Origin of the sequence: Streptococcus cristatus, assembly GCF_003943515.1 — a bacterium.
Lineage (GTDB): Bacteria > Bacillota > Bacilli > Lactobacillales > Streptococcaceae > Streptococcus > Streptococcus cristatus_D.
This window is the reverse complement of the sequence record NZ_RJPT01000001.1, coordinates 558623-580081: the sequence shown is the minus strand read 5'-3', so window position 1 is coordinate 580081 and position 21459 is coordinate 558623. Positions and strand designations below refer to the sequence as shown.

Here is a 21459-nt window from a genome sequence, read left to right as displayed (position 1 = left end):
AGGGAATTTTAAAAAATTTTCTTCATATTTAGACTTCCTTTCAGTTTTTATTTAATGTTCTCGTTAAGTTAATTTATTACTGACGTATCTATTTTTTCTCTACGCAGTCGACATCCAAACAGACGTTCACATCAATATACTTTTTTGACCAATTTCACCACTGCTTCGGTCCGAGCGGTATGCGGAAACATATCAACCGACTGGATATAGTGGACATCGTAGACCTGACAGAGCTTGACCAAATCCCGAGCCAGAGTTGAGACATTGCAGGAAACATAAACCATCTTTTCAGGTGCATAGCGGACAATCGTCTCCAGCAGCTTATCATCCAGACCTGTTCGCGGCGGATCGACAATCAAGGCATCCGCCCGATAACCCTCAGCATACCAGCGAGGAATAATCTCCTCTGCCGTTCCAGCCTCGTAAAGTGTATTATCAAAGCCCATCTGTTTCGCATTGCGCTTAGCGTCTTCAATGGCCTCAGGGATAATATCCATACCACGCAGAGACTTGACCCTTTTCGCAAAGGCAAAGCCGATGGTCCCCACTCCGCAATAGGCATCGATCAAATGGTCCTCAGCCGTCACATCCAAAGCCTTGACTGCTTCCGCATAAAGCACCTCTGTCTGCTCAGGATTGAGCTGATAAAAAGCCCGAGGCGACAAGGAAAACTCATAGTCCAGCACACCTTCTTGGATGGCTTCCTCGCCCCAGATAATCTCTGTCTTATCCCCATAAATCTCACTGGACTTGCTCGTATGATAATTAACTGCAACTGTCTCCAGCTCTGGAAATTCAGCCACTAGGTCTCGAACGACTGGAGAAAAGTCTAACTTGCGCCCTGTCACAAAAATCATCTGCACCTGACCCGTTTTTCTGGCTCTGCGAATCATGACGGTACGTACTCCAGCAGTCTTTCTCTCATCATAGATGGGCAGCCTGTACTTGCCTAAAAGCCGAGCTACCTTATTGACAATAGCCTGCGTCACCTTGTCCTGAACCAAACAATTTTTCAGCGAGACCAGATAGTGGGAGTTCTGGGCATAGAGCCCCGCCTTGACTTCATCCTTGAACTTCCGAGTCTGAAACTGCAGCTTGGCCCGATAATAGAGCGGCTCCTGCATACCAATGGTCGGACGGATTTCATAATTTTCGTAGCCAGCTGGCGCAAACTTTTTCAGAGCCTGACGCAGCAAGTCTTCCTTAAATTCCAACTGCTTGTCATAGTGGAGGTGCATGATTTGACAGCCTCCGCAGCTTTCATAAATCTCACACGGCGCTTCCACCCGAAATTTCGACCGCTTATTGATGGTCAAGAGCTTGGCCTCGATAAAATTCCGCTGTACCTTGGTCACCTGACAGTAAACTTCTTCACCTTTCAAAGCCCCCGGCACAAAGACCAGCGTTTTCTTATAAAATCCAATTCCTTCCCCATTGATTCCCATTTTCTTGATTTTGAGAGGGATTCTTTGCTTCACTTTTACATTCATGCCTCTATTATACCACGCTAGAGTCAATTCGTTGAGAATATGTTACAATAAAAGTATGAAAGCAGAAAAAATATCCCTTCCACTAGCCCATTTCCCTGAGCAAATCCGAACTTATCTAGAGGGAGCCAACTTTTACGACAGCTCCTCACATTCAAGTGCCCGTGTTCTCTATGCCGATACGGGCTATTATTTGAAAATTGACCCAAAAGGCCAGTTAGCCCAAGAAGCCACACTTGCCAAATGGTTTGAGAAGCAAGAACTCGGTGTGCCTGTCACTCACTACCTATCAGCAGATCATGACTACCTGCTGACTAGAGAAGCCGAGGGCAAGGACGCCCTAGCCTTTCTTCAACAGCCAGAAGAGCTTTGCCAAACAATGGCTGCCGCACTCAAAAAACTTCACAGCATCCAACCCCAGCATTTCCCAATCCAGCATCGCCTCCAACACTATAAAGAGCAGGCAGAGGAAAATTATCAGAAAGGTTGCTTTTATCAAAAAGCCTTGCTGCCTCAATTTCACATCCAAAGCCGTAAGGAAGCATATCAACTTATCCAAGAACAGGGACATCTACTAACGGCGGACGCCTTGATTCACGGAGACGCCTGTTTGCCCAATTTCATTCTGAAAGACGCAGCAAACTTTTCCTGCTTCATTGACGTTGGACTCGCAGGCTTTAGCGATCACCACATTGACCTTTACTGGGCGATCTGGTCCCTTACTTATAATTTATCTGACCCTCAATATGCAGAGCTCTTTCTCGACTACTATGGCAGGAAGGATGTTGATACAGACAAACTGCGCTTGATAGCTGCCTTTGAAGCATTTGGTTAAAAGAAAGGACTTTACCAAATCCCCTATGAAAATCACAAAAATCGAAAAGAAAAAACGGCTCTACCTCTTGGAGTTGGACGACAGTGAAAAGCTCTATATCACAGAGGACACCATCGTTCGCTTCATGCTGTCTAAAGGGATGGAAATCTCGGAGCAGGAACTAAAAGAAATTCAAACTTACGCCCAATTTTCCTACGGAAAAAATCTAGCCCTCTATCATCTCTCCTTCAAGCAAAGAACTACCAAGGAAGTTAAGGACTACCTGACCCAGCACGACATCCACCCCGAAGTCATCAGCCAAGTCTTGGACGCTTTGAAAAAAGATAATTGGATCAACGACAGAAAATATGCCAATTCTTATATCCAATCCAACCTTCTCACTGGTGACAAAGGCGCTTTTGTTCTAAAACAAAAACTCAGTCAAAAAGGGATTTCTGCCACTATCATTGAAGAAGAATTGAGCCAGTTTGATTTCACTGAAGTAGCCGAGCGAGTTGCTGAGAAACTTTTAAAGAAATACCAGGGAAAGCTTCCCAGCAAGGCGCTACAGGATAAAATCCTCCAAGCCCTGATAAACAAAGGATTTTCATATAGCCAAGCCAAAGAGGCCTTCCATCATCTAGACATCGAAGAAGACCAGGAAAATCAACAAGAGCTGCTCTATAAAGAGCTAGATAAGCAATACCGCAAGTACTCAAAAAAGTATGATGGCTACGACTTAAAACAGCGTCTGACCCAAGCTTTGGCCCGCAAAGGGTATGATTTTTCGGACATTGCCAGCGCTCTAAGAGAATATCTTTAAGATTTTCTATGAAAACTTAGGCATTTTTATGAAAATATGTTACAATAAAGAGGATAAACTTAAAAATTGTAGAAAGTTGGTAGGTTATGAAACTTCCCAAAGAAGGCGACTTTATTACAATTCAAAGTTATAAGCATGATGGGAATCTTCACCGCACTTGGCGAGATACCATGGTACTAAAGACAACAGAAAATGCCATTATTGGCGTTAATGACCACACACTGGTAACAGAAAGTGATGGCCGGCGCTGGGTAACACGAGAGCCTGCCATTGTCTATTTTCATAAGAAATATTGGTTTAATATCATTGCCATGATTCGTGATAATGGCACTTCATACTACTGCAACCTTGCTAGCCCCTACTATCTGGACAATGAAGCCCTCAAGTACATCGACTATGATTTAGATGTTAAGGTCTTCACAGACGGAGAAAAACGGCTGCTTGATGTAGAAGAGTATGAGCGTCATAAAAGGCAAATGAACTATTCGGATGATTTGGATTTCATTCTCAAGGAAAACGTCAAGATTCTGGTTGACTGGATCAACAACGAACGCGGTCCCTTCTCCGATGCTTATGTGAAAATTTGGTACAAACGTTATGTTGAACTAAAGAATCGATAAAGTTGTCAAAGAGCGCAAGCTCTTTTTTCTTGTTTTCTTTCTCAAAAGACCTTCGTCCAGCAAGGAAGCAATTTCTTGCAATTCCTACTTATTTCTTGTATGATAGAACCATCAATGCTGCTAGTAAAGCACTAGAGGACCAATTTCTGGTCCTCCACAGCAAATTTCTAGAAAGGAGTGAGTCTCATGGCTTTTACCAATACACGTGGTCGCTATGCCAGCTTTGGCGCCATCACTAGCCTTCCAGATGATGTGATTGACACTTTCTGGTACATCATCGACAACTTCCTCAAAGATGTTTTCCCTTTGAATAATCTGATTCGCTTCGAATTGATCAATAACGAAGGGAAGCTGACTTTTCGCTTTTCTGAGGACCATCTTGATACACTCATCTCCTTTGATTTCACCTATAAATTTGACCCATTCTACCCTCGCATGATCTACGTTGTGGATAATAACGGCAGAGAGACGGTCATGTTAGCTGATGAATACTCTATGTTTTAAGAAAGAAAAATCCAGTTGATACACCGTCACTATGAGCGGTTCTTCAACTGGATTTTTTCATTTTTTGTAAATCATCTTGATATGAGGCGTTGATTCAAAGATAAAAGGCTCTCCTTGAGTCACAAAACCGAATTTTTCATAAAGGCCCACGACTTGCTCCTGAGCTTCAATCTCAATCATTTTTCTCGGCCACTTTTTCTTACAAAGAATCAAGATTTCCTCTACCAATCTATTCCCTAGGCCCTTTCCCCTGGCTGACGGGGCCGTCACAAGTCGACCAAAAACGACTTTTTCAGCTTCCTCAAACACGCGAACATAGGCATCTACTTCCTCTTGTTTATTAACATGAAAAATGTGAACAGCTTTTAAGTCTTTTTCATCCAATTCATGGTAGATTCGCTCTTGCTCGACGACAAAGGTATCGATTCGCAGTTTTAAAAGCTTGTAAAACTCCAGCGTGTCCAACTCTTGCAAATATTTTTTATGCCACATGCTTGTTTCCGTCCTTGCTTTATTATATAATCATTGTAAATGCAACTATCAAAGGAGTTCTTATGGATTACCGTCAGTTATTTCGTCAAATGGGATTCATCTCCCGTCAAGCCATGATGAAAATGAATCAAGAAGCTAGCCAATACGGGCTTGATAATAATCTCTTTCTCATTCTTACTCGTATTGTCGAACATCCCGCCATCCATCAATCTCAGCTGGCAGAGCTGGTTCAGATTGACAAGACTACTCTAAGCCGGTCTCTAAGAAAGCTGGAAGAAAGGGGCTTGATTGTCAAGAAAACCAAGCAAGAAAATAAGAAGTTCAAGGAGCTCTATCCACTGACTCCTGCACTAAAAGTATATGATAAGCTGATTGGCTACGAAGACAGATATATTCAAGCTGGTCTGCATCAACTAACATCGTCTGAACTCTTTCAGTTGGATCATATCTTACAGAAAATCCAAAACTCCCGACAAGAAGAATTATAACACATAGTTGTATTTGCAACTATTGGATATTAAAAACTAAAGCTATTAAAAGCGGCTGCTTGCAAGTGACTGAGAAGATACCCTCGTCTCTGCAAGCAAAACCGGCTTAATAGCTTTTTAAGTTAGTTGATTGAAATCCCAGATCTGATCCATCCAGCCTTCATAGAAGTCCGGCTCATGGCAAACCATAAGGATGCTCCCTTTGTACTCTTTAAGCGCACGCTTGAGTTCATCCTTGGCATCTACATCCAAGTGATTAGTCGGCTCGTCCAGAACCAGAACATTATTTTCTCGGTTCATGAGGAGGCAAAGTCGAACCTTGGCCTGCTCTCCACCTGAAAGGACCTGGATCTGGCTCTCGATGTGCTTGGAAGTCAGACCACATCTGGCCAGAGCTGCTCGGACTTCTGCCTGATTAAGGGCCGGAAAGGCGTTCCAGACTGCTTCCAGCGGTGTCTGACGATTGCCGCCTTCTACTTCCTGCTCGAAATAGCCCAGCTCCAGATAGTCCCCACGCTCGACTTGGCCTGCGATAGGCGGGATAATCCCTAGCAAACTCTTGAGCAAGGTCGTTTTTCCAATCCCATTTGCCCCGATGATGGCCACTTTCTGATTGCGCTCAAAAGTCAGATTAAGAGGCTGGGTCAGCGCTCGGTCGTACCCAATCTGCAAATCCTTGGCTTGGAAGATAAAGCGGCCAGGTGTACGGGCAGGCTTGAAGTCGAAGGATGGTTTTGGTTTCTCACTTTGCAGCTCAATAATGTCCATCTTATCGAGTTTCTTTTGGCGAGACATAGCCATATTACGGGTCGCTACACGAGCTTTGTTGCGGGCCACAAAATCCTTGAGGTCTGCAATTTCCTTCTGCTGGCGCTCGTAGGCTGCTTCCAGCTGAGATTTTTTCATCTCGTAGACTTCTAAGAATTGATAATAATCCCCAGAATAGCGGGTCAACTGCTGATTTTCCACATGGTAGACGATATTGATCACATCATTCAAGAAAGGAATATCATGGGAGATCAGGACAAAGGCATTTTCATAGTTCTGAAGGTAACGCTTGAGCCAGTCAATATGCTCCGCATCCAGATAGTTGGTTGGCTCGTCCAAGAGCAGAATATCCGGTTTTTCCAGAAGCAATTTGGCCAAGAGAACCTTAGTCCGCTGTCCGCCAGATAGCTCTGTCACATCGCTTTCCATACCGTAGTCCATGACGCCCAGAGCCCGTGCGACCTCGTCAATCTTGGCATCTAGAGTATAGAAATCCCGGCTCTCCAAGCGGTCCTGCAGTTCGCCCACTTCTTCCATGAGGGCATCCACATCCGCTCCATCCTCAGCCATGCTCATGTAGATTTCATTGATGCGGGCCTCGGTCTTGAACAGCTCGTCAAAGGCCGTACGCAAGACATCTCGTACAGATTGGCCCTGCTCCAACACGGCATGCTGATCCAGATAGCCAGCCGTCACATACTTGGACCACTCGACCTTACCTTCGTCCGGCAGCATTTTACCCGTCACAATGCTCATAAAGGTTGACTTCCCCTCACCATTGGCACCGACTAGGCCGATATGCTCTCCCTTGAGCAGACGGAAGGATACATCCTCAAAAATAGCCCGGTCACCAAAACCGTGGCTGAGATTTTTTACTTCTAAAATACTCATCTTTTCTCCTCTACATTGATTGCAGTTCCTTGATTATACCATCTTAGGAAGCCAATTGGCAAGAAAATAAAAGAGGCTGGGACAAAAGTCCTAGCCTCTCAATTTTCTTTGGATTGTCGAGCAAGACGCAGTGGTTGAGTGGGCTCTACTACGCTGATTTCATCAGCTTTTACAGCCCTACTCAACTGTGCGGAGGTGGGACGACGAAATCGAATTCTAACCAATTACCGATTTCTGTCCCACTCTCACTTTATAAAACTTTTGCACTGGTGCGGGTAATATCTTCTACTTTTATATTGTGTGCTTCAAACTTGGCCTTCAAGGAAACCAAGTCAATATCTCCGTCAATTTGTACCTCAATGACAACTTTACCGTCCTTACGAGGAATATTGACTGTATTTGAAATATTGAGGTTTTCTTCGACAAGTAATGCGATAATATGCGATAGGACACCAACCTCGTCTTCCGTGACAAAGCGCATCCGAACGCCCTTTTCGCCATAACCAGACACTTCTAGAAAAGCCTTGAAAATGTCACGATCTGTAATGACTCCATAGACCTGCTCATTGTCCACAACCGGTAAAATTCCAATTTTATTTTTCAGCATCAAATAAGTCGCATCTTCCAGACTAGCATACTGGGAAATCGTAACGACATCGTGAATCATCACATCTTTTACTTTGGTTTTATTCAGAAGATAGTTCATTTCATAAATAGATAGACTCGTTGCCTTTGATGGACTTGCTTCTGCGATTGTTCCTTCTGTCACAAGACCCACCAGCTTATCATTTTCAATCACGGGCAAACGGTGCAATTTTTGGTCGCGCATAATATCCGCCGCATGCGCAATCGTTGTGTCTGGGCTAATGTATACAACCTTGCGTGTCATAAAATCTTTTACTGCCATGAGAAGCCTCCTCTAATTTCTTTTTCTAATCTTATTATACTGTATTTTCCAACTAATTTCAAACGCTTTCACAATTTTCTCTTATGTTTTCAAAATTTAGAAAAATCAGGCAGGCTACCTATAAAAAAGCTAGATTCTCCTATGAAAAAACGAGGGGGAACGTTTGACCCAGCCTCGCTTTAGACTATCTCTATAGTTTCTTGTCTAATACCTCTAGCGACAAGATTACCAAAAACAATTGAAAGAAAAAATCGATCACCCAAATACTACTTTTCTATTACTTCTCTAAACTTCTGACAAAGGCCTGGTAAGTCTGTTCCATTAGCATGGTAATCGTCATCGGCCCGACTCCCTTTGGAACTGGAGTAATGAGACTAGCCACTTCTGCCACTTCGTCAAATTTAACATCGCCAATCAGCTTGCCATTTTCATCCCGGTTCATGCCGACATCAATAACGACGGCTCCCTCCTTGACAAAGTCCTTGGTTACAAAGTGTCCTCGTCCGATAGCCACCACTAAAATATCAGCTTTCTTTGCAATTTTTGCTAAATGATGGGTCCTTGAGTGCGTCAGAGTAACGGTCGCATTTTTAGACAACAGAAGCTGAGCCATGGGTTTGCCGACAATATTACTACGGCCAATCACCACCGCATTCTTTCCTTCCAAGTCCACCTTATATTCGCGGAACATTTCCATGATCCCTGCTGGTGTAGAAGGGATCATCAAGGGATGCCCTGACCAAAGTCGCCCCATATTGGTCGGATGAAAGCCATCTACATCCTTATCTGGATCAATGGCTAATAAAACCGCTTCATCATCAATGTGGGCTGGCAAAGGAAGCTGGACTAGGATTCCGTGCCAAGCTGGATCCTGATTATATTTAGCAATCAAGGTCAGCAATTCTTCCTGACTCGTTGACTCGGGCAGACGCACGACTTCACTGCGGAAGCCTGCAGCTAGAGCAGACCGCTCTTTATTTCTCACGTAAACCTGACTGGCTGGATTGTCACCCACCAAAATCACCACTAAACCAGGTTCCTGACCTGTCTCCGCTTTTAACTTTGCTGTTTTTTCTGCAAGTTTCGCTTGAAGCTTTTCTGCTAAAGCTTTCCCATCAATAATGTTTACCATTCTTTTCTCATTTCTTTTTCACTATATTTATTCATTATATCAGAAATCCTTCTGTCCCACTTATACATTTTTCTTATATAAAGTTATAGGATGAAAGACTGAGCTTGACGAGCAAAATAAAAAAGCAGAACCCTGCTTTTTAGTATAATAATTCATAAATTTCCATGGCAATCAAGTCAATACTATCGAAAGTATAAGTCTCACGCGCTGCCACATCACGCAGCGTAAAAATTGGTCCATTTTCTTCGTCGTAGCTGTACGCCACTTCGGCAACAACCACTCCTTCACGTTCAAAATTACGTTTTAAATTTCCACCATCTTTGGCCATAGCTTCCAAACGATTGATGATTCTAACTAAATGTGATTCCATTTTATTTCTCCTATTTACTTGCTTCTCTCCTATTTTACCATAAAAAGAAACTGAAATACCAGTAAAAGACCATTTTTTTCTCTTTTTCGCGCTATAATTTCTCAAAAAATCAGTCTCAGGGAGGATTTTGTAGTAAATTCTTGCATTGTGCAAGAATACTGATATAATGAAACTATAATACTTTGACTATTTTTGACCATTTAAAAATAGGTGGATCTACGGCCAAAGAAAGAGGTAGAATATGCTTTGTCAAAATTGTAAAATCAATGAATCAACCATCCATCTCTATACAAATGTAAATGGGAATAAGCAGCAGATTGACCTTTGTCAAAACTGCTACCAAATCATGAAGACAGACCCTAACAATAGCCTTTTTCGAGGACTGACTCAGGCTAATAACCAAGGAATTGATCCAATTGACGATTTCTTTAACAGTCTTGGTAATTTCCAACAACCCCAAGAACCAAATCCAAATATCCCGCCAACTCAATCTGGAGGAGGCTACGGTGGCGGTGGCTATGGTGGCAATTCCAACCGTGGATCTGGCCCGCGCCAACAGGCTCCACAAAAGCCCAAGGGTCTCCTAGAAGAGTTTGGTATCAATGTGACTGAGATTGCTCGCAAAGGAGAGATTGATCCTGTCATCGGTCGGGACGAAGAGATAACCCGTGTCATCGAAATCCTCAACCGCCGCACTAAGAACAATCCTGTCCTTATCGGAGAGCCCGGAGTCGGAAAAACAGCCGTAGTCGAAGGCCTAGCCCAGAAGATTGTGGATGGGGATGTGCCTCATAAACTCCAAGGTAAGGAAGTTATCCGCCTGGACGTTGTCAGCTTGGTACAGGGGACTGGTATCCGCGGCCAATTTGAAGAGCGGATGCAGAAGCTCATGGACGAGATTCGCTCTCGTCAAGATGTCATTCTCTTTATCGATGAAATCCATGAAATTGTCGGAGCGGGTTCTGCTGGCGATGGCAATATGGACGCCGGAAATATTCTCAAACCAGCTCTGGCTCGTGGCGAACTCCAATTGGTTGGAGCGACCACTCTCAATGAATACCGTATCATTGAGAAGGATGCTGCCCTCGAGCGCCGCATGCAGCCCGTTAAGGTCGACGAGCCAACAGTAGAAGAAACGATTACCATCCTCAAAGGAATTCAGAAAAAATACGAAGACTACCATCACGTCAAGTACACAGATGCGGCTATTGAAGCAGCTGCCCTTCTCTCCAACCGCTACATCCAAGACCGCTTCCTGCCAGACAAGGCTATTGACCTCTTGGACGAAGCAGGCTCTAAGATGAACCTAACCCTCAACTTTGTTGATCCTAAAGTCATTGACCAACGCCTGATTGAGGCCGAAAATCTCAAGGCTCAGGCAACCCGTGACGAAGACTTTGAAAAAGCCGCTTACTTCCGCGACCAGATCGCCAAATACAAGGAACTTCAGAAGACGAGCGTACTGGATAACGATATCCCAATTATCAGCGAGAAAACAATCGAGCACATCGTGGAGCAAAAGACCAATATCCCAGTTGGAGACCTCAAAGAAAAAGAACAGTCTCAACTGGTCAATCTCGCCAGCGACTTAAAAGCCCACGTCATCGGTCAAGATGATGCCGTGGATAAGATTGCCAAGGCCATCCGTCGCAATCGGGTCGGACTGGGAAGTCCTAATCGCCCAATCGGTAGCTTTCTCTTTGTCGGACCAACTGGTGTCGGTAAGACTGAGCTGTCTAAGCAACTAGCCATTGAGCTCTTTGGCTCGGCTGACAGCATGATTCGCTTTGATATGAGTGAATATATGGAAAAACACAGCGTGGCCAAGCTGGTCGGTGCGCCTCCAGGCTATGTCGGCTATGAGGAGGCTGGTCAATTGACTGAGCGCGTCCGCCGCAATCCATACTCGCTCATTCTGCTGGATGAGGTGGAAAAAGCCCATCCTGATGTCATGCACATGTTCCTGCAGGTTCTGGATGATGGCCGCCTGACCGATGGTCAAGGCCGGACTGTCAGCTTCAAAGACACCATTATCATTATGACATCCAATGCCGGAACGGGCAAAGCTGAAGCCAGCGTTGGCTTTGGAGCAGCTCGTGAAGGCCGCACCAACTCCGTCTTGGGTGAATTGGGCAACTTCTTCAGTCCTGAGTTCATGAACCGCTTCGACGGCATCATCGAATTTAAGCCACTCAGAAAGGACAATCTACTGCAAATCGTCAACCTTATGCTGGACGATGTCAACCAGCGCTTGGCAATCAACGACATTCATCTGGATGTCACGGAAAAGGTCAAAGAAAAGCTAGTTGATCTGGGCTACGATCCGAAAATGGGTGCTCGCCCACTGCGCCGCACCATTCAAGACCATATCGAAGACGCCATTACTGACTTCTATCTGGAAAATCCAAGCGAAAAAGAACTCAAAGCTATCATGACCAGCAATGGAAAAATTCTCATCAAATCAGCCAAAAAGGCTGAAGCAGAAAAAACTAAGCTCGATGAAAGCCAAAGCTAACTGATTTTAACTCTGCGTCTTGATAAACTTTTAAAAACAAAACAAGAAGAGAACGGCTAAAGCATGCCGTTCTCTTTTTGAATTCTAATTAATTTTTAGTGGAGCTCACTGGATAGCCTTATCTTCTAGCGCTCTCTAGCGTAATTAACCATGTCATAAGGTAGGGTGTTGGCTCTCTCTTTCAGTGAGTAATTTTCTAAATTATTGACATTTTGGCGCAGGCGTTTTGCATAGCTACTTGAGATCAATTTCTTTTTCTCGTATTCAAAGATAATTTTTCTCTCCAAATAATAGCCCCAGATCATTTCTGAGATGTTATTGGGCTTGAATCGCGCAATAACACGCTCGACGAAGGCACCACTACCGATGATCTCCGTTTCTCTTAGTCGAGATTCCTGCAAAAAAGTAATTAGAGAAGGCTTATAGATACCCTTTAGATGTTCCAAACTTTCGATAATGACTTCGGTATTGGACAGATAAAGCTCTGCTATATCCTCCATATCCTCAGCAGTTAGATGCTTAGCTCCACCTTGCCTCCAAGAACGCCATCTAGCACCAAGGGTGACGATTTCATGGAGCAACATGCGCAATACGCGTAGGGTAACGAGAAACATATAGGTAAAGCGAGAAACTAAGTTTCGATTGATGCCCTGCTCAATATTATGTAGGTAACGCTGATAAAGATGATAGCTACGATCGCTGATTTTTCCTTCCTCAAAAGCTTGCTCCAAACCATCATTTTCGATACTCAAAATCAATAATTTCAGAGCTGCCAAGTCTCGCTGAGTAGCCTTGTCTTCCTGTTCAAGGATTAGGTTTTCGATACGACCATGGTAATTGTCAATAGCCGCATAGAGAGGTGCCTTAGCCTTGGTTTGCTTGAGGCCTGCTTCCAGCTCACTCACCACTTCATTTAAAATAGCAATGTGCATCAGGTGCTCGTTTTCTTCTTCTCTTTCCTCAGACAGATGAGGAAGTGTGAGCAAACCCGTCAGAAAGCTAAGAAAGGTCACACCTGCTACCAAGAAAAGCAACAAAGGATGATCTTGCTCCAACTGACTCGGAATCAAAAGAATAGTCGCAATGGAGACAGTTCCTTTGACACCTGAAAAGGTCAGCAGCAGCATTTCCTTCAGGTAGTTTCCAACATTCTTGTGCAATCTTCTGATTCGAATGAAGTAAAAAGTGAACAGCATAAGAAACCGAAGGGCAAAGAGTAGAAGAGTCAGAAGGACAATGCTCACGAGTAGCAAGAGATTATCGTAAATCGGGCTCTTTAAGATTGGCTCTGCAATCATCTCCAGCTCTATTCCTAAAATGATAAAAACAGAGCCATTGAGCATGAAGTTCACTGTATTCCAGATGGTTTCCGTGACCGAATCCACCTGAGCTTCCAGAAGCGTTATCCGCTTGAAACGGCTAGCCTTAAAGATACCTGCAACGACTACTGCGATAATCCCTGAGACATGAATCTCCTCTGCTAAAAAGAAGGTAACCAAGGGTAGGCTCAGCTCCAGCAAGAGCTCACTAGCAATATCTGATACCTGAGCACTCATCAGCAGTTTATGCAACCAGCGATTAAGAGCTGCGCTGGCCATCCCGACGGCAAAACCACCGATAATGGAAAGAACTAAGGATATACTAGCTTTTCCTAGAGAAAAACTTCCTGTAGTCCAGGCCAAAAGAGCCACACGAAAAGCAACTAGACCAGACGCATCGTTAAGTAATCCCTCTCCTTTTAGGATATTTTCCACCCGCTTGGGGAAGGAAAAACGTTCTGATAGGGAAGCAAAGGCAACCAAGTCTGTCGGACCCAAAGCGGCTCCTACGGCAATGCAGGCCGCCAAGGGCAAAGCAGCCCAGAGAAGATGGGCCAGATAGCCCAAACCAAGCGTTGAAATAAAGATAACTGGAAAAATCAAATACAAAATGATTCGCCAGTGCTTGAGAATACTGGTAATATTGCTTTCCTCAGCCTCCCGAAAGAGCAATGGTCCGATTACCAGGGCTAAAAATAGCTCTGTATCTAAATGAAATTTCCCCTGAGGAAGGAGAAAACCAAGCGAAATTCCCAGCACAATTTGCACTAGAGGTAAAGGAAGCTGGGGCAGCAAGCGGTTGGTTACATTCGATACAACCAATAAGAGCAAAAAAACAATCGTGTAGAGAAGGATTTCCACTTTGAACCTCCTTTATCTTTGCTGGCAGCACTCTTTAAACAATTCTTTTTGCGCTGAAATCTTTTGATCAATTTTGGATAGATCGCGGTGCTCAATCATCTTTTGGCAGCGCTCCATCTCTAGATTCACCAATTTTTTCTTGATTCGCAGCATTTTTTTGTTCATTTTGGCCTCGTCCAAAAAGCCAGCATTCGTTTCTTCATTAGCAGACTCGACGTATTTGTTTCGTAAGCCAGCTAATTTTTCATGCAAATATTGTTTATCCATTTTTCTCCAAATGATTCCTCAGAAAGTTTTTAGCAACTTTGGAAACCTTATTTTTCTTTTAATTTCTCAATCATAACCAAAAAAGGCGGATTGTTAATCTGATTGATAGTCTTGTAGAGGGCGACGGTGAAGTCCTGCTGGGACAGTTGACTGACGAAGTCTAGCACCGCATCTTTTTCAAATTCGCCCCCTTCATGTCCATAGTAAATCATGATAGCAGCGCGACCGCCTTTTTCTAAGCCTCGGCAGACCTTTTCCAAAGCTTCCAGCGTCGTATCAGGTCGAGTAATGACAGACTTGTCCGCCGAAGGCAGGTAGCCAAGATTAAAAATAGCAGCCTTGAAATGGTCCGTGTATTGGTCCAAAGTCTCATGCCCAGCCAAGATTAGCTGAACATTATTCAAGCCAGCTTCTGCCAAGCGCTGGCGTGTCTTTTCCACAGCCTGCTCCTGAATGTCAAAAGCATAGACTTGCTTGGCCAACTGAGCTAGGAAGAGGGTGTCATGTCCATTGCCCATCGTAGCATCCACTACGACATCTTCCTTGGTCACGACTTCTGCCAAAAAGGCATGGGCCATCTGTAAGGGTCTCAACATACGAATCTCTGCTCCTTTGCTTTACAACCTTGCTTGCTGCCACGACGACGCATTTCTGCCTCAATGGCATTAAGAACTTCCCATTTATTGAGGCTCCACATGGGGCCAATCAACATATCTCGCGGGGCGTCGCCAGTGATGCGGTGGATGACGATATGCTCGGGGATAATCTCCAGCTGGTCACAGACGATAGAGACATACTCCTCCTGACTGAGCAGCTGCAGCCGCCCTTCATGATAATCCCGCTGCATACGGGTATTGGTCATCAAGTGAAGCAAGTGAAGCTTAATCCCTTGAATGTCATTGTCCGTCACACAGCGGCGGACATTCTCCAGCATCATCTCATGGGTCTCACCCGGCAGACCGTTAATCAAGTGAGAAACAATCTCCGCCTTGGGAGCCAGCTTACGAACGCGCTGGACCGTCTCCACATAGAGCTCATAAGAATGGGCACGATTGATGAGGTCCGAAGTCTCCTCATAGGTAGTCTGAAGGCCCAGCTCTACAGTCACATGCATACGTTCAGACAGGTCAGCCAAGTAGGCAATGGTCTCATCAGGCAAACAGTCCGGCCGAGTCCCGATATTGAGACCAACGACACCTGGCTCGTTAATGGCTTGTTCATAACGCTCACGGATCACCTCAAGCTTCTCATGGGTATTGGTGAAGTTCTGGAAATAGACCAGATACTTGCGAACATCTGGCCACTTGCGGTGCATAAAGTCAATTTCCTTATAGAACTGCTCGCGAATGGGCGCATCTGGTGCCACAATGGCATCACCAGAACCCGAAACGGTACAGAAGGTGCAGCCTCCATGCGCCACCGTACCATCCCTATTGGGACAGTCAAAGCCCGCATCAATAGGCACCTTAAAAGTTTTTTCACCAAAAAGTTTTCGATAATAATCATTCAAAGCATTGTAAGATTTCATACCTTCCATTCTACCACAAAAAGGAGCCTAGAAACAAAAATTTCCCCCTTCACTAAGAAAGAAGAAAATCATGCCTCCCACTGATAACGCTTGAGGTCCACACAGCCATTGGACTTCAAGTCTACTCCCTCCGCCCAGAGCAAGTGTGCTTGGTCTTCCCAGCCTGGTGCGAGGCGCCCTGCCGCATTGACCACCCGATGGCAAGGATGCTTGCCATCATAAAGCTCCGACTGGCTGAGAATCTTCCCGACTAAACGGGCGTTTTTAGGCCGCTCAATCAAACGAGCAATCTGACCATAGGTCGCCACGCGCCCAGAGGGAATCTCATCCACAATAGCTAAAACCGACTTGATGATTTCTGGATTCAAAACAGACAACCTCCTCCTAACCTCACTTGCTCCTATCTTAAAAGAAGAGGTCTTCTTTGTCAAGGTAAAAAGGCTGGCAAAACCAACCTTTCTCATCTCTATTTATTTCTGCTTTCCCTTGAAGCGCCATTGAAAGCGCAGCTTGTCATAAAAGGGAAATTCGATATTGAGAATGGCAAAACCCAGCAAGGCTCCTCCAATCACATCTGTCGGATAGTGCACGCCCAGATAGACTCTGGATGCCATAATCGTGAAGATAAAGAGCAAGAGCAAGCCCTGTACCAGACGTTTGATTTGTTGATTCTGCATCCGTTGCTGGACGATAATGATCAAGGTCCCCACCACAATAGCTGTCGCCATAGAATGACCACTTGGGAAAGAATAACCACCCTCTTCAACCAAGTGCAAAATACTAGGTCGGCTTCTTTGGTAAACGAGTTTAATCAGCTTAATCAAAATCCCATGTAAAGCCAGATTTCCCGCTAGCAAGGCAGCTTCTAATTTCCATTTTTTATAAAGGAAAAATAGGACAAGGACAGACACCCAGATAATAATTCCTAGCGGGTCAATGAAACTGGTGACCAGTTTGAAAAATATCGTCAAAGCTGTGGGCAAGTTCCCTCGCAGCCAAGTTTGAATCGGAGTGTCAAAGCTGGTCAGCTGCTCTGGATAAAACTTGACCATGTAGCCTAGTATGACGAAAAGTAAAAGGGCAAAAGAGCCCTTTGTTAGATAAGATTGTTTATTTTTCATAGCGTTTTAGAACGGGCGTCAAAAGCGTGTAAATCAGCCAGAAAGCCACCGCCCAGATTACTCCTTCTAATAGGTTAAAGGGAACAATCATGGTCAGTAGATACTTACTTACACCAATAATCTGACCGATATCAAAGTTTGCAAAACGAGCATAAAGCGGAATGGCATAAAAAGCATTCAGCGCCAACATACTTGCAGTCAAGGAAAGAATTCCTAGGAAAGATGCAAGCAAATAGCTCATCAAATCTCTCTTCTTTTCCCAGAAAAGAGCAAAGAAGAGGACAAAGACCAGAATCGCCACAATATTGATTGGCAAGCCGATCAAGGTTTCCACTCCATGACCATTTAAGGCCAATTTTAAAACAGAGCGAATGAGCAGAACTGCTACAGAACTCTTAAAATCCAAGAGAACCAAAGCTAATAAAATTGGAATAATCGAAAAATCCAATTTTAGAAACTCGGCTACCAAAGGGATTTGATAGAACATGAGCAGGAATGATAGTGCAGATAGAGCCGCAACTATCGCCATTTTGCGCGTATTTGTCATAACAGGTTCCTCCAATTTATAAAAATTAGAGAAGCTGGAAGGCTGCTAACACAAGGCCCGAAAAATCCTTTCACAATTTATAAGAGTATATAAAATGCCCCTTAAAATAAGGTTAAAACGACCAACCGGCCAGGCAATAACGCCTTTCGTCTTCTCCCATCCAGACTGTACTGTCGGTTGTGGAATCGCACCACATCAGCTTTCGCTCGCGGACTTATTTGGCTAAAATAGCTAGTCAAATTTACCGCCGGTCGGGAATTTCACCCTGCCCTGAAGACACTCTTATCATAACAAAAAAAGCCTGCCAGAGCAAGCTTTTTGATTGATGTAATAAATATTATTTCAATTCAGCTATTTTTCTTTTACTTCAACTTATCCGCTTCGTACTCATGTACCAAGTCCAGTCCTGCAAAGTTCTGCTGCCGTAAGGCTTCGTAGACAATCATGCAGACCGTATTAGAGACATTTAAGCTGCGGACATGCTGGTCATTCATGGGAATGCGCAAGGCCTTTTCTGGATGCTGACGCATAAAGTCCTCTGGCAAGCCTTTATCTTCACGACCAAACATAAAATAATGCGGCCCTTCTGCAGCAAAATTCTCCTCCGAGTAGACCTTCTCAGCAAACTTAGAAATCAGATAGAGCCGTCCGTCCATCTGCTTCATAAAGTCATCCAGACTCTCATAGAAGCTAATATCCAGCTTATCCCAATAATCCAGTCCAGCCCGCTTCATCTTACGGTCATCAATAGGAAAACCCATGGGCTTGATGATATGGAGGGGAGAATTGGTCGCTGCGCAAGTACGAGCAATATTGCCTGTATTCTGTGGAATTTGTGGTTCAAAAAGGACGATATGATTTTGCTGAGACATGATTTTTTCCTGATTTTCATTAGAATAAAAAAATAGCCACACTGCCCGGAGTCAAGCTCAGCAAACAGCGTGGTTAAGGCATCATTAACTTACATCACAACAGGTTTGATGTAAATCAATGAGGGTACCTTCCTAGTATATCATTTTCTTCCGACAAGTCAATAAAAATGACCTCAAAAAGTGAGATTTTTGTAGGATTTCTTTTGAAACAGCTTACTATTCTGTAAAAAATGACTTTATTGAGATTTATAGATGAAATTTTATATAAAAAAAGGTATGATAGATACATATTCGGGAGGAATAATATGAAAATTATCGTCGTCGGAAGCGGGAAGGTCGGAGCCGCCCTTTGTCGCTCGCTCGTTGCTGAAAAGCATGATGTCGTTTTAATTGAACAAAATGAAGCTGTTCTAAATCATATTACAAAACGTTACGATATTATGGGCATCGTTGGAAATGGTGCGAATTTTAAAATCTTGGAGCAGGCAGATGTTGCCCACTGCGATATCTTTATTGCCATGACTGAGCAGGATGAGGTTAACATGGTTTCAGCCGTTCTCGCAAAGAAAATGGGGGCCAAAGAAACCATTGTCCGTGTGAGAAATCCTGAATACTCAAATGCTTATTTTAAAGAAAAAAATATTCTAGGCTTCTCTCTGATGGTCAACCCTGAACTCCTCGCTGCTCGTTATATTGCCAATATTATTGATTTTCCTAACGCTCTGTCATTGGAGCATTTCGCCAATGGTCGAGTGACCTTGATGGAGTTTAAAATCAAGCCAGAAAGTCATCTCTGCCAAATGAGTCTCTCGCAATTTAGGAAGCATTTCCCTCACGTTATCATCTGTGCTATTGAGAGAGAAGGAAAACTCAGCATTCCAGATGGTGAGTTCACCTTGCAGCCATCTGATAAAATCTTCCTGACTGGAAATCGTTCAGAAATTGTCCACTTCCACAATAAAATCCGACCAAGGGTCATCAAGAGCCTCATGATTATTGGGGCAGGTAAGATTGCCTATTATCTCTTAAACATTCTCAAAAATAGCAAGATTGAGCTCAAGGTCGTCGAGATCAATCGCCAGCGTGCAGAGTTCTTCAGCCAAGAATTCCCTGAACTCTACGTGGTCAATGGAGACGGTACAGCCAAAGATATTCTACTAGAAGAAAGAGCTGCGCATTACGATGCAATAGCTACTTTGACAGGCGTCGATGAAGAAAATATCATCACCTCAATGTTCCTCAACAATCTTGGCGTTCAAAAAAACATTACCAAGATCAACCGGACAAGTCTCCTCGAGATTATTGACAATCAAGATTTCGCAAGTATTGTCACGCCAAAAGGGATTGCCGTTGATACCATTATGCACTTTATCCGCGGACGGAATAACGCACAGTTCTCCAGCCTAGAAGCCTTGCACCATGTAGCAAATGGCCAAATTGAAACACTCCAATTTCAGATCAACGAAGGAAATAAAATGATTGAACAGCCTCTTTCTCAGCTCAAGTTGAGGAGCGGGGTGCTGATTGCAGCTATCATTCGTCAAGGCGTAGCCATCTTCCCAAGTGGAGATGATTATTTGGAAGTCGGAGATAAGATCATCGTGACAACCTTGATTCAAAACATCGATAAGATTTACGATTTGTTAGAGAGGTAGCCCCATGAATAGACCTATGATTCGCTTTCTCCTCTCCAAACTCCTGCTCATCGAAGCAGCCCTCTTGTTGGTTCCAACAATCGTTGCACTGATCTACCGTGAAGATCTTGAAGTCTTCCTTTCGATCGGCGCGACAATGATTATTTTAGTGATTTTGGGTGGATTAGGTTCAGCCTTTAAGCCTAAAGATGCCCACATTTACACTAAGGAAGGGGTACTGATTGTTGCCCTTTGCTGGATTCTCTGGTCCTTCTTTGGCGCTCTGCCTTTTGTCTTTTCTGGCCAGATTCCTAATCTAATTGATGCTTTCTTTGAAGTCAGCTCTGGCTTTACCACTACTGGTGCTACGATTTTAAATGATGTATCTGTCCTTTCCCACTCCCTCCTCTTTTGGCGTAGTTTTACCCACTTGATTGGAGGAATGGGGGTGCTGGTCTTTGCCTTAGCTATCATGGACAATGCTAAAAACGGCCACTTAGAGGTCATGAAAGCGGAAGTTCCTGGACCAGTCTTTGGTAAGGTTGTGTCGAAATTAAGAAACACCGCCCAGATTCTTTATATTATCTATCTAGCGCTCTTTGCCCTTTTTGCCTTTCTTTATTTCCTCGCCGGCATGCCACTCTTTGATAGTATCGTCATCGCAATGGGAACAGCTGGTACAGGAGGCTTCACTGTCTTTAACGACGGAATTGCCCACTACAACAGTTCTCTAATCACCTACCTTGTCAGCTTCGGCGTTCTGACCTTTGGGGTAAACTTCAATCTCTACTATTATCTCTTGATTCGAAGATTTAAAGCCTGTTTTCATGACGAGGAGTTGAAAGGCTATCTCTGGATTGTCCTCACTGCCACTATTTTGATTAGCTTCAATGTTCTCCATGTTTACGGGGAATTTGCTAAAAGCTTAGAAATTTCATTTTTCCAAGTTTCCAACACCATTACTACGACAGGATTCGGCTATGGAGATACCGTACAGTGGCCCCTCTTCTCACAAGTCATTCTGCTGCTGCTCATGTGTCTAGGAGGTTCTGCTGGCTCCACCGCTGGCGGTTTCAAAGTAATCCGTGCCATTATCATCGGCCGCATCGCTAAAAACCAAATCCTTTCCACGCTTTCGCCAAATCGCGTTCTAACCATGCATATCAACGGTGCTGTTTTGGATAAAGATACCCAACACAAGGTTCTCAAATATTTAGCTGTTTATATTTTGATTATCGCAGCTTTGATTTTCATCATCAGTCTGGACAATAACAATCTAATGACTGTTACCAGTGCTGTCATCAGTTGTTTCAATAATATCGGACCAATGATTGGGACAACCGAGACTTTCTCTATCTATAGCCCATTTTCTAAATTCCTCCTCTCTCTTGCCATGATTGCAGGACGTTTAGAAATCTATCCAATCCTACTTCTATTCCTACCAAGAACCTGGTCTAATAGATAGCAGGAAATAGCTATCGTTACTTAACTAATGCCCG

Annotated in this window: 22 protein-coding genes and 1 riboswitch; of the genes, 8 read left to right on the top strand and 14 right to left on the bottom strand. The window is 44.0% G+C overall.

Annotated features, from left to right (window positions below; genetic code table 11):
- Nucleotides 1-131: 131 nt before the first annotated feature.
- Nucleotides 132-1490: a 23S rRNA (uracil(1939)-C(5))-methyltransferase RlmD gene (gene rlmD, locus D8791_RS03110; protein WP_125446211.1), complete on the bottom strand. Its 1359-nt coding sequence runs from the start codon at nucleotides 1488-1490 to the stop codon at nucleotides 132-134.
- 55 nt (nucleotides 1491-1545) lie between these two features.
- Between rlmD and D8791_RS03105 the strand changes: the two genes are divergently transcribed.
- The 4 genes from D8791_RS03105 to D8791_RS03090 all read left to right on the top strand — a co-directional run bounded on the left by D8791_RS03105 (nucleotide 1546) and on the right by D8791_RS03090 (nucleotide 4248).
- Complete coding sequence (locus D8791_RS03105; protein WP_125446210.1) at nucleotides 1546-2322, top strand: aminoglycoside 3'-phosphotransferase; 777 nt, start codon at nucleotides 1546-1548, stop codon at nucleotides 2320-2322.
- 25 nt (nucleotides 2323-2347) lie between these two features.
- Entirely contained in the window at nucleotides 2348-3124 is a 777-nt protein-coding gene (gene recX, locus D8791_RS03100; protein WP_125446209.1) for a recombination regulator RecX, read from the top strand.
- An 86-nt stretch (nucleotides 3125-3210) separates the two neighbouring features.
- Nucleotides 3211-3744, top strand: a complete 534-nt coding sequence (ntdP, locus tag D8791_RS03095) for a nucleoside tri-diphosphate phosphatase (RefSeq protein ID WP_005590859.1) — start codon at nucleotides 3211-3213, stop codon at nucleotides 3742-3744.
- A 186-nt stretch (nucleotides 3745-3930) separates the two neighbouring features.
- On the top strand, nucleotides 3931-4248 hold the full coding sequence (locus D8791_RS03090) for a DUF960 domain-containing protein (protein WP_045498988.1): 318 nt from the start codon (nucleotides 3931-3933) through the stop codon (nucleotides 4246-4248).
- Between the two features lie 57 nt (nucleotides 4249-4305).
- Here the strand turns inward: D8791_RS03090 and D8791_RS03085 are convergent, their stop codons facing one another.
- Entirely contained in the window at nucleotides 4306-4740 is a 435-nt protein-coding gene (locus D8791_RS03085) for a GNAT family N-acetyltransferase (protein ID WP_125446208.1), read from the bottom strand.
- A 62-nt stretch (nucleotides 4741-4802) separates the two neighbouring features.
- Here D8791_RS03085 and D8791_RS03080 point away from each other — a divergent pair, with 62 nt between their 5' ends.
- The gene (locus tag D8791_RS03080) at nucleotides 4803-5228 is read left to right on the top strand and encodes a MarR family winged helix-turn-helix transcriptional regulator (RefSeq protein WP_125446207.1); all 426 of its coding nucleotides are present in this window, start codon (nucleotides 4803-4805) and stop codon (nucleotides 5226-5228) included.
- A gap of 117 nt (nucleotides 5229-5345) precedes the next feature.
- Here D8791_RS03080 and D8791_RS03075 read toward each other — a convergent pair whose 3' ends face one another.
- The 4 genes from D8791_RS03075 to D8791_RS03055 all read right to left on the bottom strand — a co-directional run bounded on the left by D8791_RS03075 (nucleotide 5346) and on the right by D8791_RS03055 (nucleotide 9296).
- Entirely contained in the window at nucleotides 5346-6887 is a 1542-nt protein-coding gene (locus tag D8791_RS03075; RefSeq protein ID WP_125446206.1) for an ABC-F family ATP-binding cassette domain-containing protein, read from the bottom strand.
- Between the two features lie 250 nt (nucleotides 6888-7137).
- A complete protein-coding gene (locus D8791_RS03065) occupies nucleotides 7138-7794 on the bottom strand; it encodes a CBS domain-containing protein (protein WP_125446205.1) in 657 nt (218 codons plus the stop codon).
- A gap of 277 nt (nucleotides 7795-8071) precedes the next feature.
- Complete coding sequence (locus tag D8791_RS03060; protein WP_125446204.1) at nucleotides 8072-8926, bottom strand: bifunctional methylenetetrahydrofolate dehydrogenase/methenyltetrahydrofolate cyclohydrolase; 855 nt, start codon at nucleotides 8924-8926, stop codon at nucleotides 8072-8074.
- A 139-nt stretch (nucleotides 8927-9065) separates the two neighbouring features.
- Entirely contained in the window at nucleotides 9066-9296 is a 231-nt protein-coding gene (locus D8791_RS03055; protein WP_005592360.1) for a DUF1797 family protein, read from the bottom strand.
- A gap of 241 nt (nucleotides 9297-9537) precedes the next feature.
- On the opposite strand from D8791_RS03055, the gene D8791_RS03050 reads away from it, so the two are divergent.
- Nucleotides 9538-11811 carry an ATP-dependent Clp protease ATP-binding subunit gene (locus tag D8791_RS03050; protein ID WP_125446203.1) on the top strand — a complete coding sequence of 758 codons (2274 nt, stop codon included), beginning with the start codon at nucleotides 9538-9540 and terminating at the stop codon, nucleotides 11809-11811.
- Between the two features lie 125 nt (nucleotides 11812-11936).
- Here the strand turns inward: D8791_RS03050 and D8791_RS03045 are convergent, their stop codons facing one another.
- From D8791_RS03045 to D8791_RS03010, 8 genes are all read right to left on the bottom strand, one after another.
- On the bottom strand, nucleotides 11937-13991 hold the full coding sequence (locus tag D8791_RS03045) for a cation:proton antiporter (RefSeq protein WP_125446202.1): 2055 nt from the start codon (nucleotides 13989-13991) through the stop codon (nucleotides 11937-11939).
- A 12-nt stretch (nucleotides 13992-14003) separates the two neighbouring features.
- Nucleotides 14004-14258, bottom strand: coding sequence for a hypothetical protein (locus tag D8791_RS03040; RefSeq protein WP_015605557.1), 255 nt, complete (start codon nucleotides 14256-14258; stop codon nucleotides 14004-14006).
- Nucleotides 14259-14305: 47 nt separating this feature from the next.
- A complete protein-coding gene (mnmM, locus tag D8791_RS03035; protein ID WP_125446201.1) occupies nucleotides 14306-14854 on the bottom strand; it encodes a tRNA 5-(aminomethyl)-2-thiouridylate-methyltransferase MnmM in 549 nt (182 codons plus the stop codon).
- On the bottom strand, nucleotides 14848-15795 hold the full coding sequence (gene mnmL / locus D8791_RS03030) for a tRNA modification radical SAM protein MnmL/YtqA (protein WP_125446200.1): 948 nt from the start codon (nucleotides 15793-15795) through the stop codon (nucleotides 14848-14850). The genes mnmM and mnmL overlap by 7 nt, the downstream gene beginning before the upstream one ends.
- Before the next feature lie 59 nt (nucleotides 15796-15854).
- Nucleotides 15855-16154: an MGMT family protein gene (locus tag D8791_RS03025; protein WP_185760544.1), complete on the bottom strand. Its 300-nt coding sequence runs from the start codon at nucleotides 16152-16154 to the stop codon at nucleotides 15855-15857.
- Between the two features lie 102 nt (nucleotides 16155-16256).
- Nucleotides 16257-16907 (bottom strand): phosphatase PAP2 family protein, encoded by a 651-nt coding sequence (locus tag D8791_RS03020; protein ID WP_125446198.1) that lies wholly within the window; start codon nucleotides 16905-16907, stop codon nucleotides 16257-16259.
- The gene (locus D8791_RS03015) at nucleotides 16897-17454 is read right to left on the bottom strand and encodes an ECF transporter S component (RefSeq protein ID WP_015605562.1); all 558 of its coding nucleotides are present in this window, start codon (nucleotides 17452-17454) and stop codon (nucleotides 16897-16899) included. The genes D8791_RS03020 and D8791_RS03015 overlap by 11 nt, the downstream gene beginning before the upstream one ends.
- Nucleotides 17455-17598: 144 nt before the next feature.
- A riboswitch (FMN riboswitch) is annotated at nucleotides 17599-17736 on the bottom strand.
- 80 nt (nucleotides 17737-17816) lie between these two features.
- On the bottom strand, nucleotides 17817-18326 hold the full coding sequence (locus D8791_RS03010; RefSeq protein ID WP_185760543.1) for a tRNA (cytidine(34)-2'-O)-methyltransferase: 510 nt from the start codon (nucleotides 18324-18326) through the stop codon (nucleotides 17817-17819).
- A 305-nt stretch (nucleotides 18327-18631) separates the two neighbouring features.
- Between D8791_RS03010 and trkA the strand changes: the two genes are divergently transcribed.
- Nucleotides 18632-19981, top strand: coding sequence for a Trk system potassium transporter TrkA (gene trkA / locus D8791_RS03005; protein ID WP_125446196.1), 1350 nt, complete (start codon nucleotides 18632-18634; stop codon nucleotides 19979-19981).
- A 4-nt stretch (nucleotides 19982-19985) separates the two neighbouring features.
- Nucleotides 19986-21425: a TrkH family potassium uptake protein gene (locus tag D8791_RS03000; protein ID WP_125446195.1), complete on the top strand. Its 1440-nt coding sequence runs from the start codon at nucleotides 19986-19988 to the stop codon at nucleotides 21423-21425.
- Nucleotides 21426-21459: the final 34 nt, after the last annotated feature.

Bases quoted from the DNA above. Each gene is read 5' to 3' on its own strand.
- D8791_RS03020 (WP_125446198.1), bottom strand. From the start codon at position 16,907: ATGAAAAATAAACAATCTTATCTAACAAAGGGCTCTTTTGCCCTTTTA.
- D8791_RS03000 (WP_125446195.1), top strand. From the start codon at position 19,986: ATGAATAGACCTATGATTCGCTTTCTCCTCTCCAAACTCCTGCTCATC.
- D8791_RS03065 (WP_125446205.1), bottom strand. From the start codon at position 7,794: ATGGCAGTAAAAGATTTTATGACACGCAAGGTTGTATACATTAGCCCA.
- mnmL (WP_125446200.1), bottom strand. From the start codon at position 15,795: ATGGAAGGTATGAAATCTTACAATGCTTTGAATGATTATTATCGAAAA.
- D8791_RS03050 (WP_125446203.1), top strand. From the start codon at position 9,538: ATGCTTTGTCAAAATTGTAAAATCAATGAATCAACCATCCATCTCTAT.
- rlmD (WP_125446211.1), bottom strand. From the start codon at position 1,490: ATGAATGTAAAAGTGAAGCAAAGAATCCCTCTCAAAATCAAGAAAATG.
- D8791_RS03010 (WP_185760543.1), bottom strand. From the start codon at position 18,326: ATGTCTCAGCAAAATCATATCGTCCTTTTTGAACCACAAATTCCACAG.
- trkA (WP_125446196.1), top strand. From the start codon at position 18,632: ATGAAAATTATCGTCGTCGGAAGCGGGAAGGTCGGAGCCGCCCTTTGT.
- D8791_RS03105 (WP_125446210.1), top strand. From the start codon at position 1,546: ATGAAAGCAGAAAAAATATCCCTTCCACTAGCCCATTTCCCTGAGCAA.
- ntdP (WP_005590859.1), top strand. From the start codon at position 3,211: ATGAAACTTCCCAAAGAAGGCGACTTTATTACAATTCAAAGTTATAAG.
- D8791_RS03075 (WP_125446206.1), bottom strand. From the start codon at position 6,887: ATGAGTATTTTAGAAGTAAAAAATCTCAGCCACGGTTTTGGTGACCGG.
- mnmM (WP_125446201.1), bottom strand. From the start codon at position 14,854: ATGTTGAGACCCTTACAGATGGCCCATGCCTTTTTGGCAGAAGTCGTG.
- D8791_RS03085 (WP_125446208.1), bottom strand. From the start codon at position 4,740: ATGTGGCATAAAAAATATTTGCAAGAGTTGGACACGCTGGAGTTTTAC.
- D8791_RS03060 (WP_125446204.1), bottom strand. From the start codon at position 8,926: ATGGTAAACATTATTGATGGGAAAGCTTTAGCAGAAAAGCTTCAAGCG.
- D8791_RS03015 (WP_015605562.1), bottom strand. From the start codon at position 17,454: ATGACAAATACGCGCAAAATGGCGATAGTTGCGGCTCTATCTGCACTA.
- D8791_RS03040 (WP_015605557.1), bottom strand. From the start codon at position 14,258: ATGGATAAACAATATTTGCATGAAAAATTAGCTGGCTTACGAAACAAA.
- D8791_RS03055 (WP_005592360.1), bottom strand. From the start codon at position 9,296: ATGGAATCACATTTAGTTAGAATCATCAATCGTTTGGAAGCTATGGCC.
- D8791_RS03080 (WP_125446207.1), top strand. From the start codon at position 4,803: ATGGATTACCGTCAGTTATTTCGTCAAATGGGATTCATCTCCCGTCAA.
- D8791_RS03090 (WP_045498988.1), top strand. From the start codon at position 3,931: ATGGCTTTTACCAATACACGTGGTCGCTATGCCAGCTTTGGCGCCATC.
- recX (WP_125446209.1), top strand. From the start codon at position 2,348: ATGAAAATCACAAAAATCGAAAAGAAAAAACGGCTCTACCTCTTGGAG.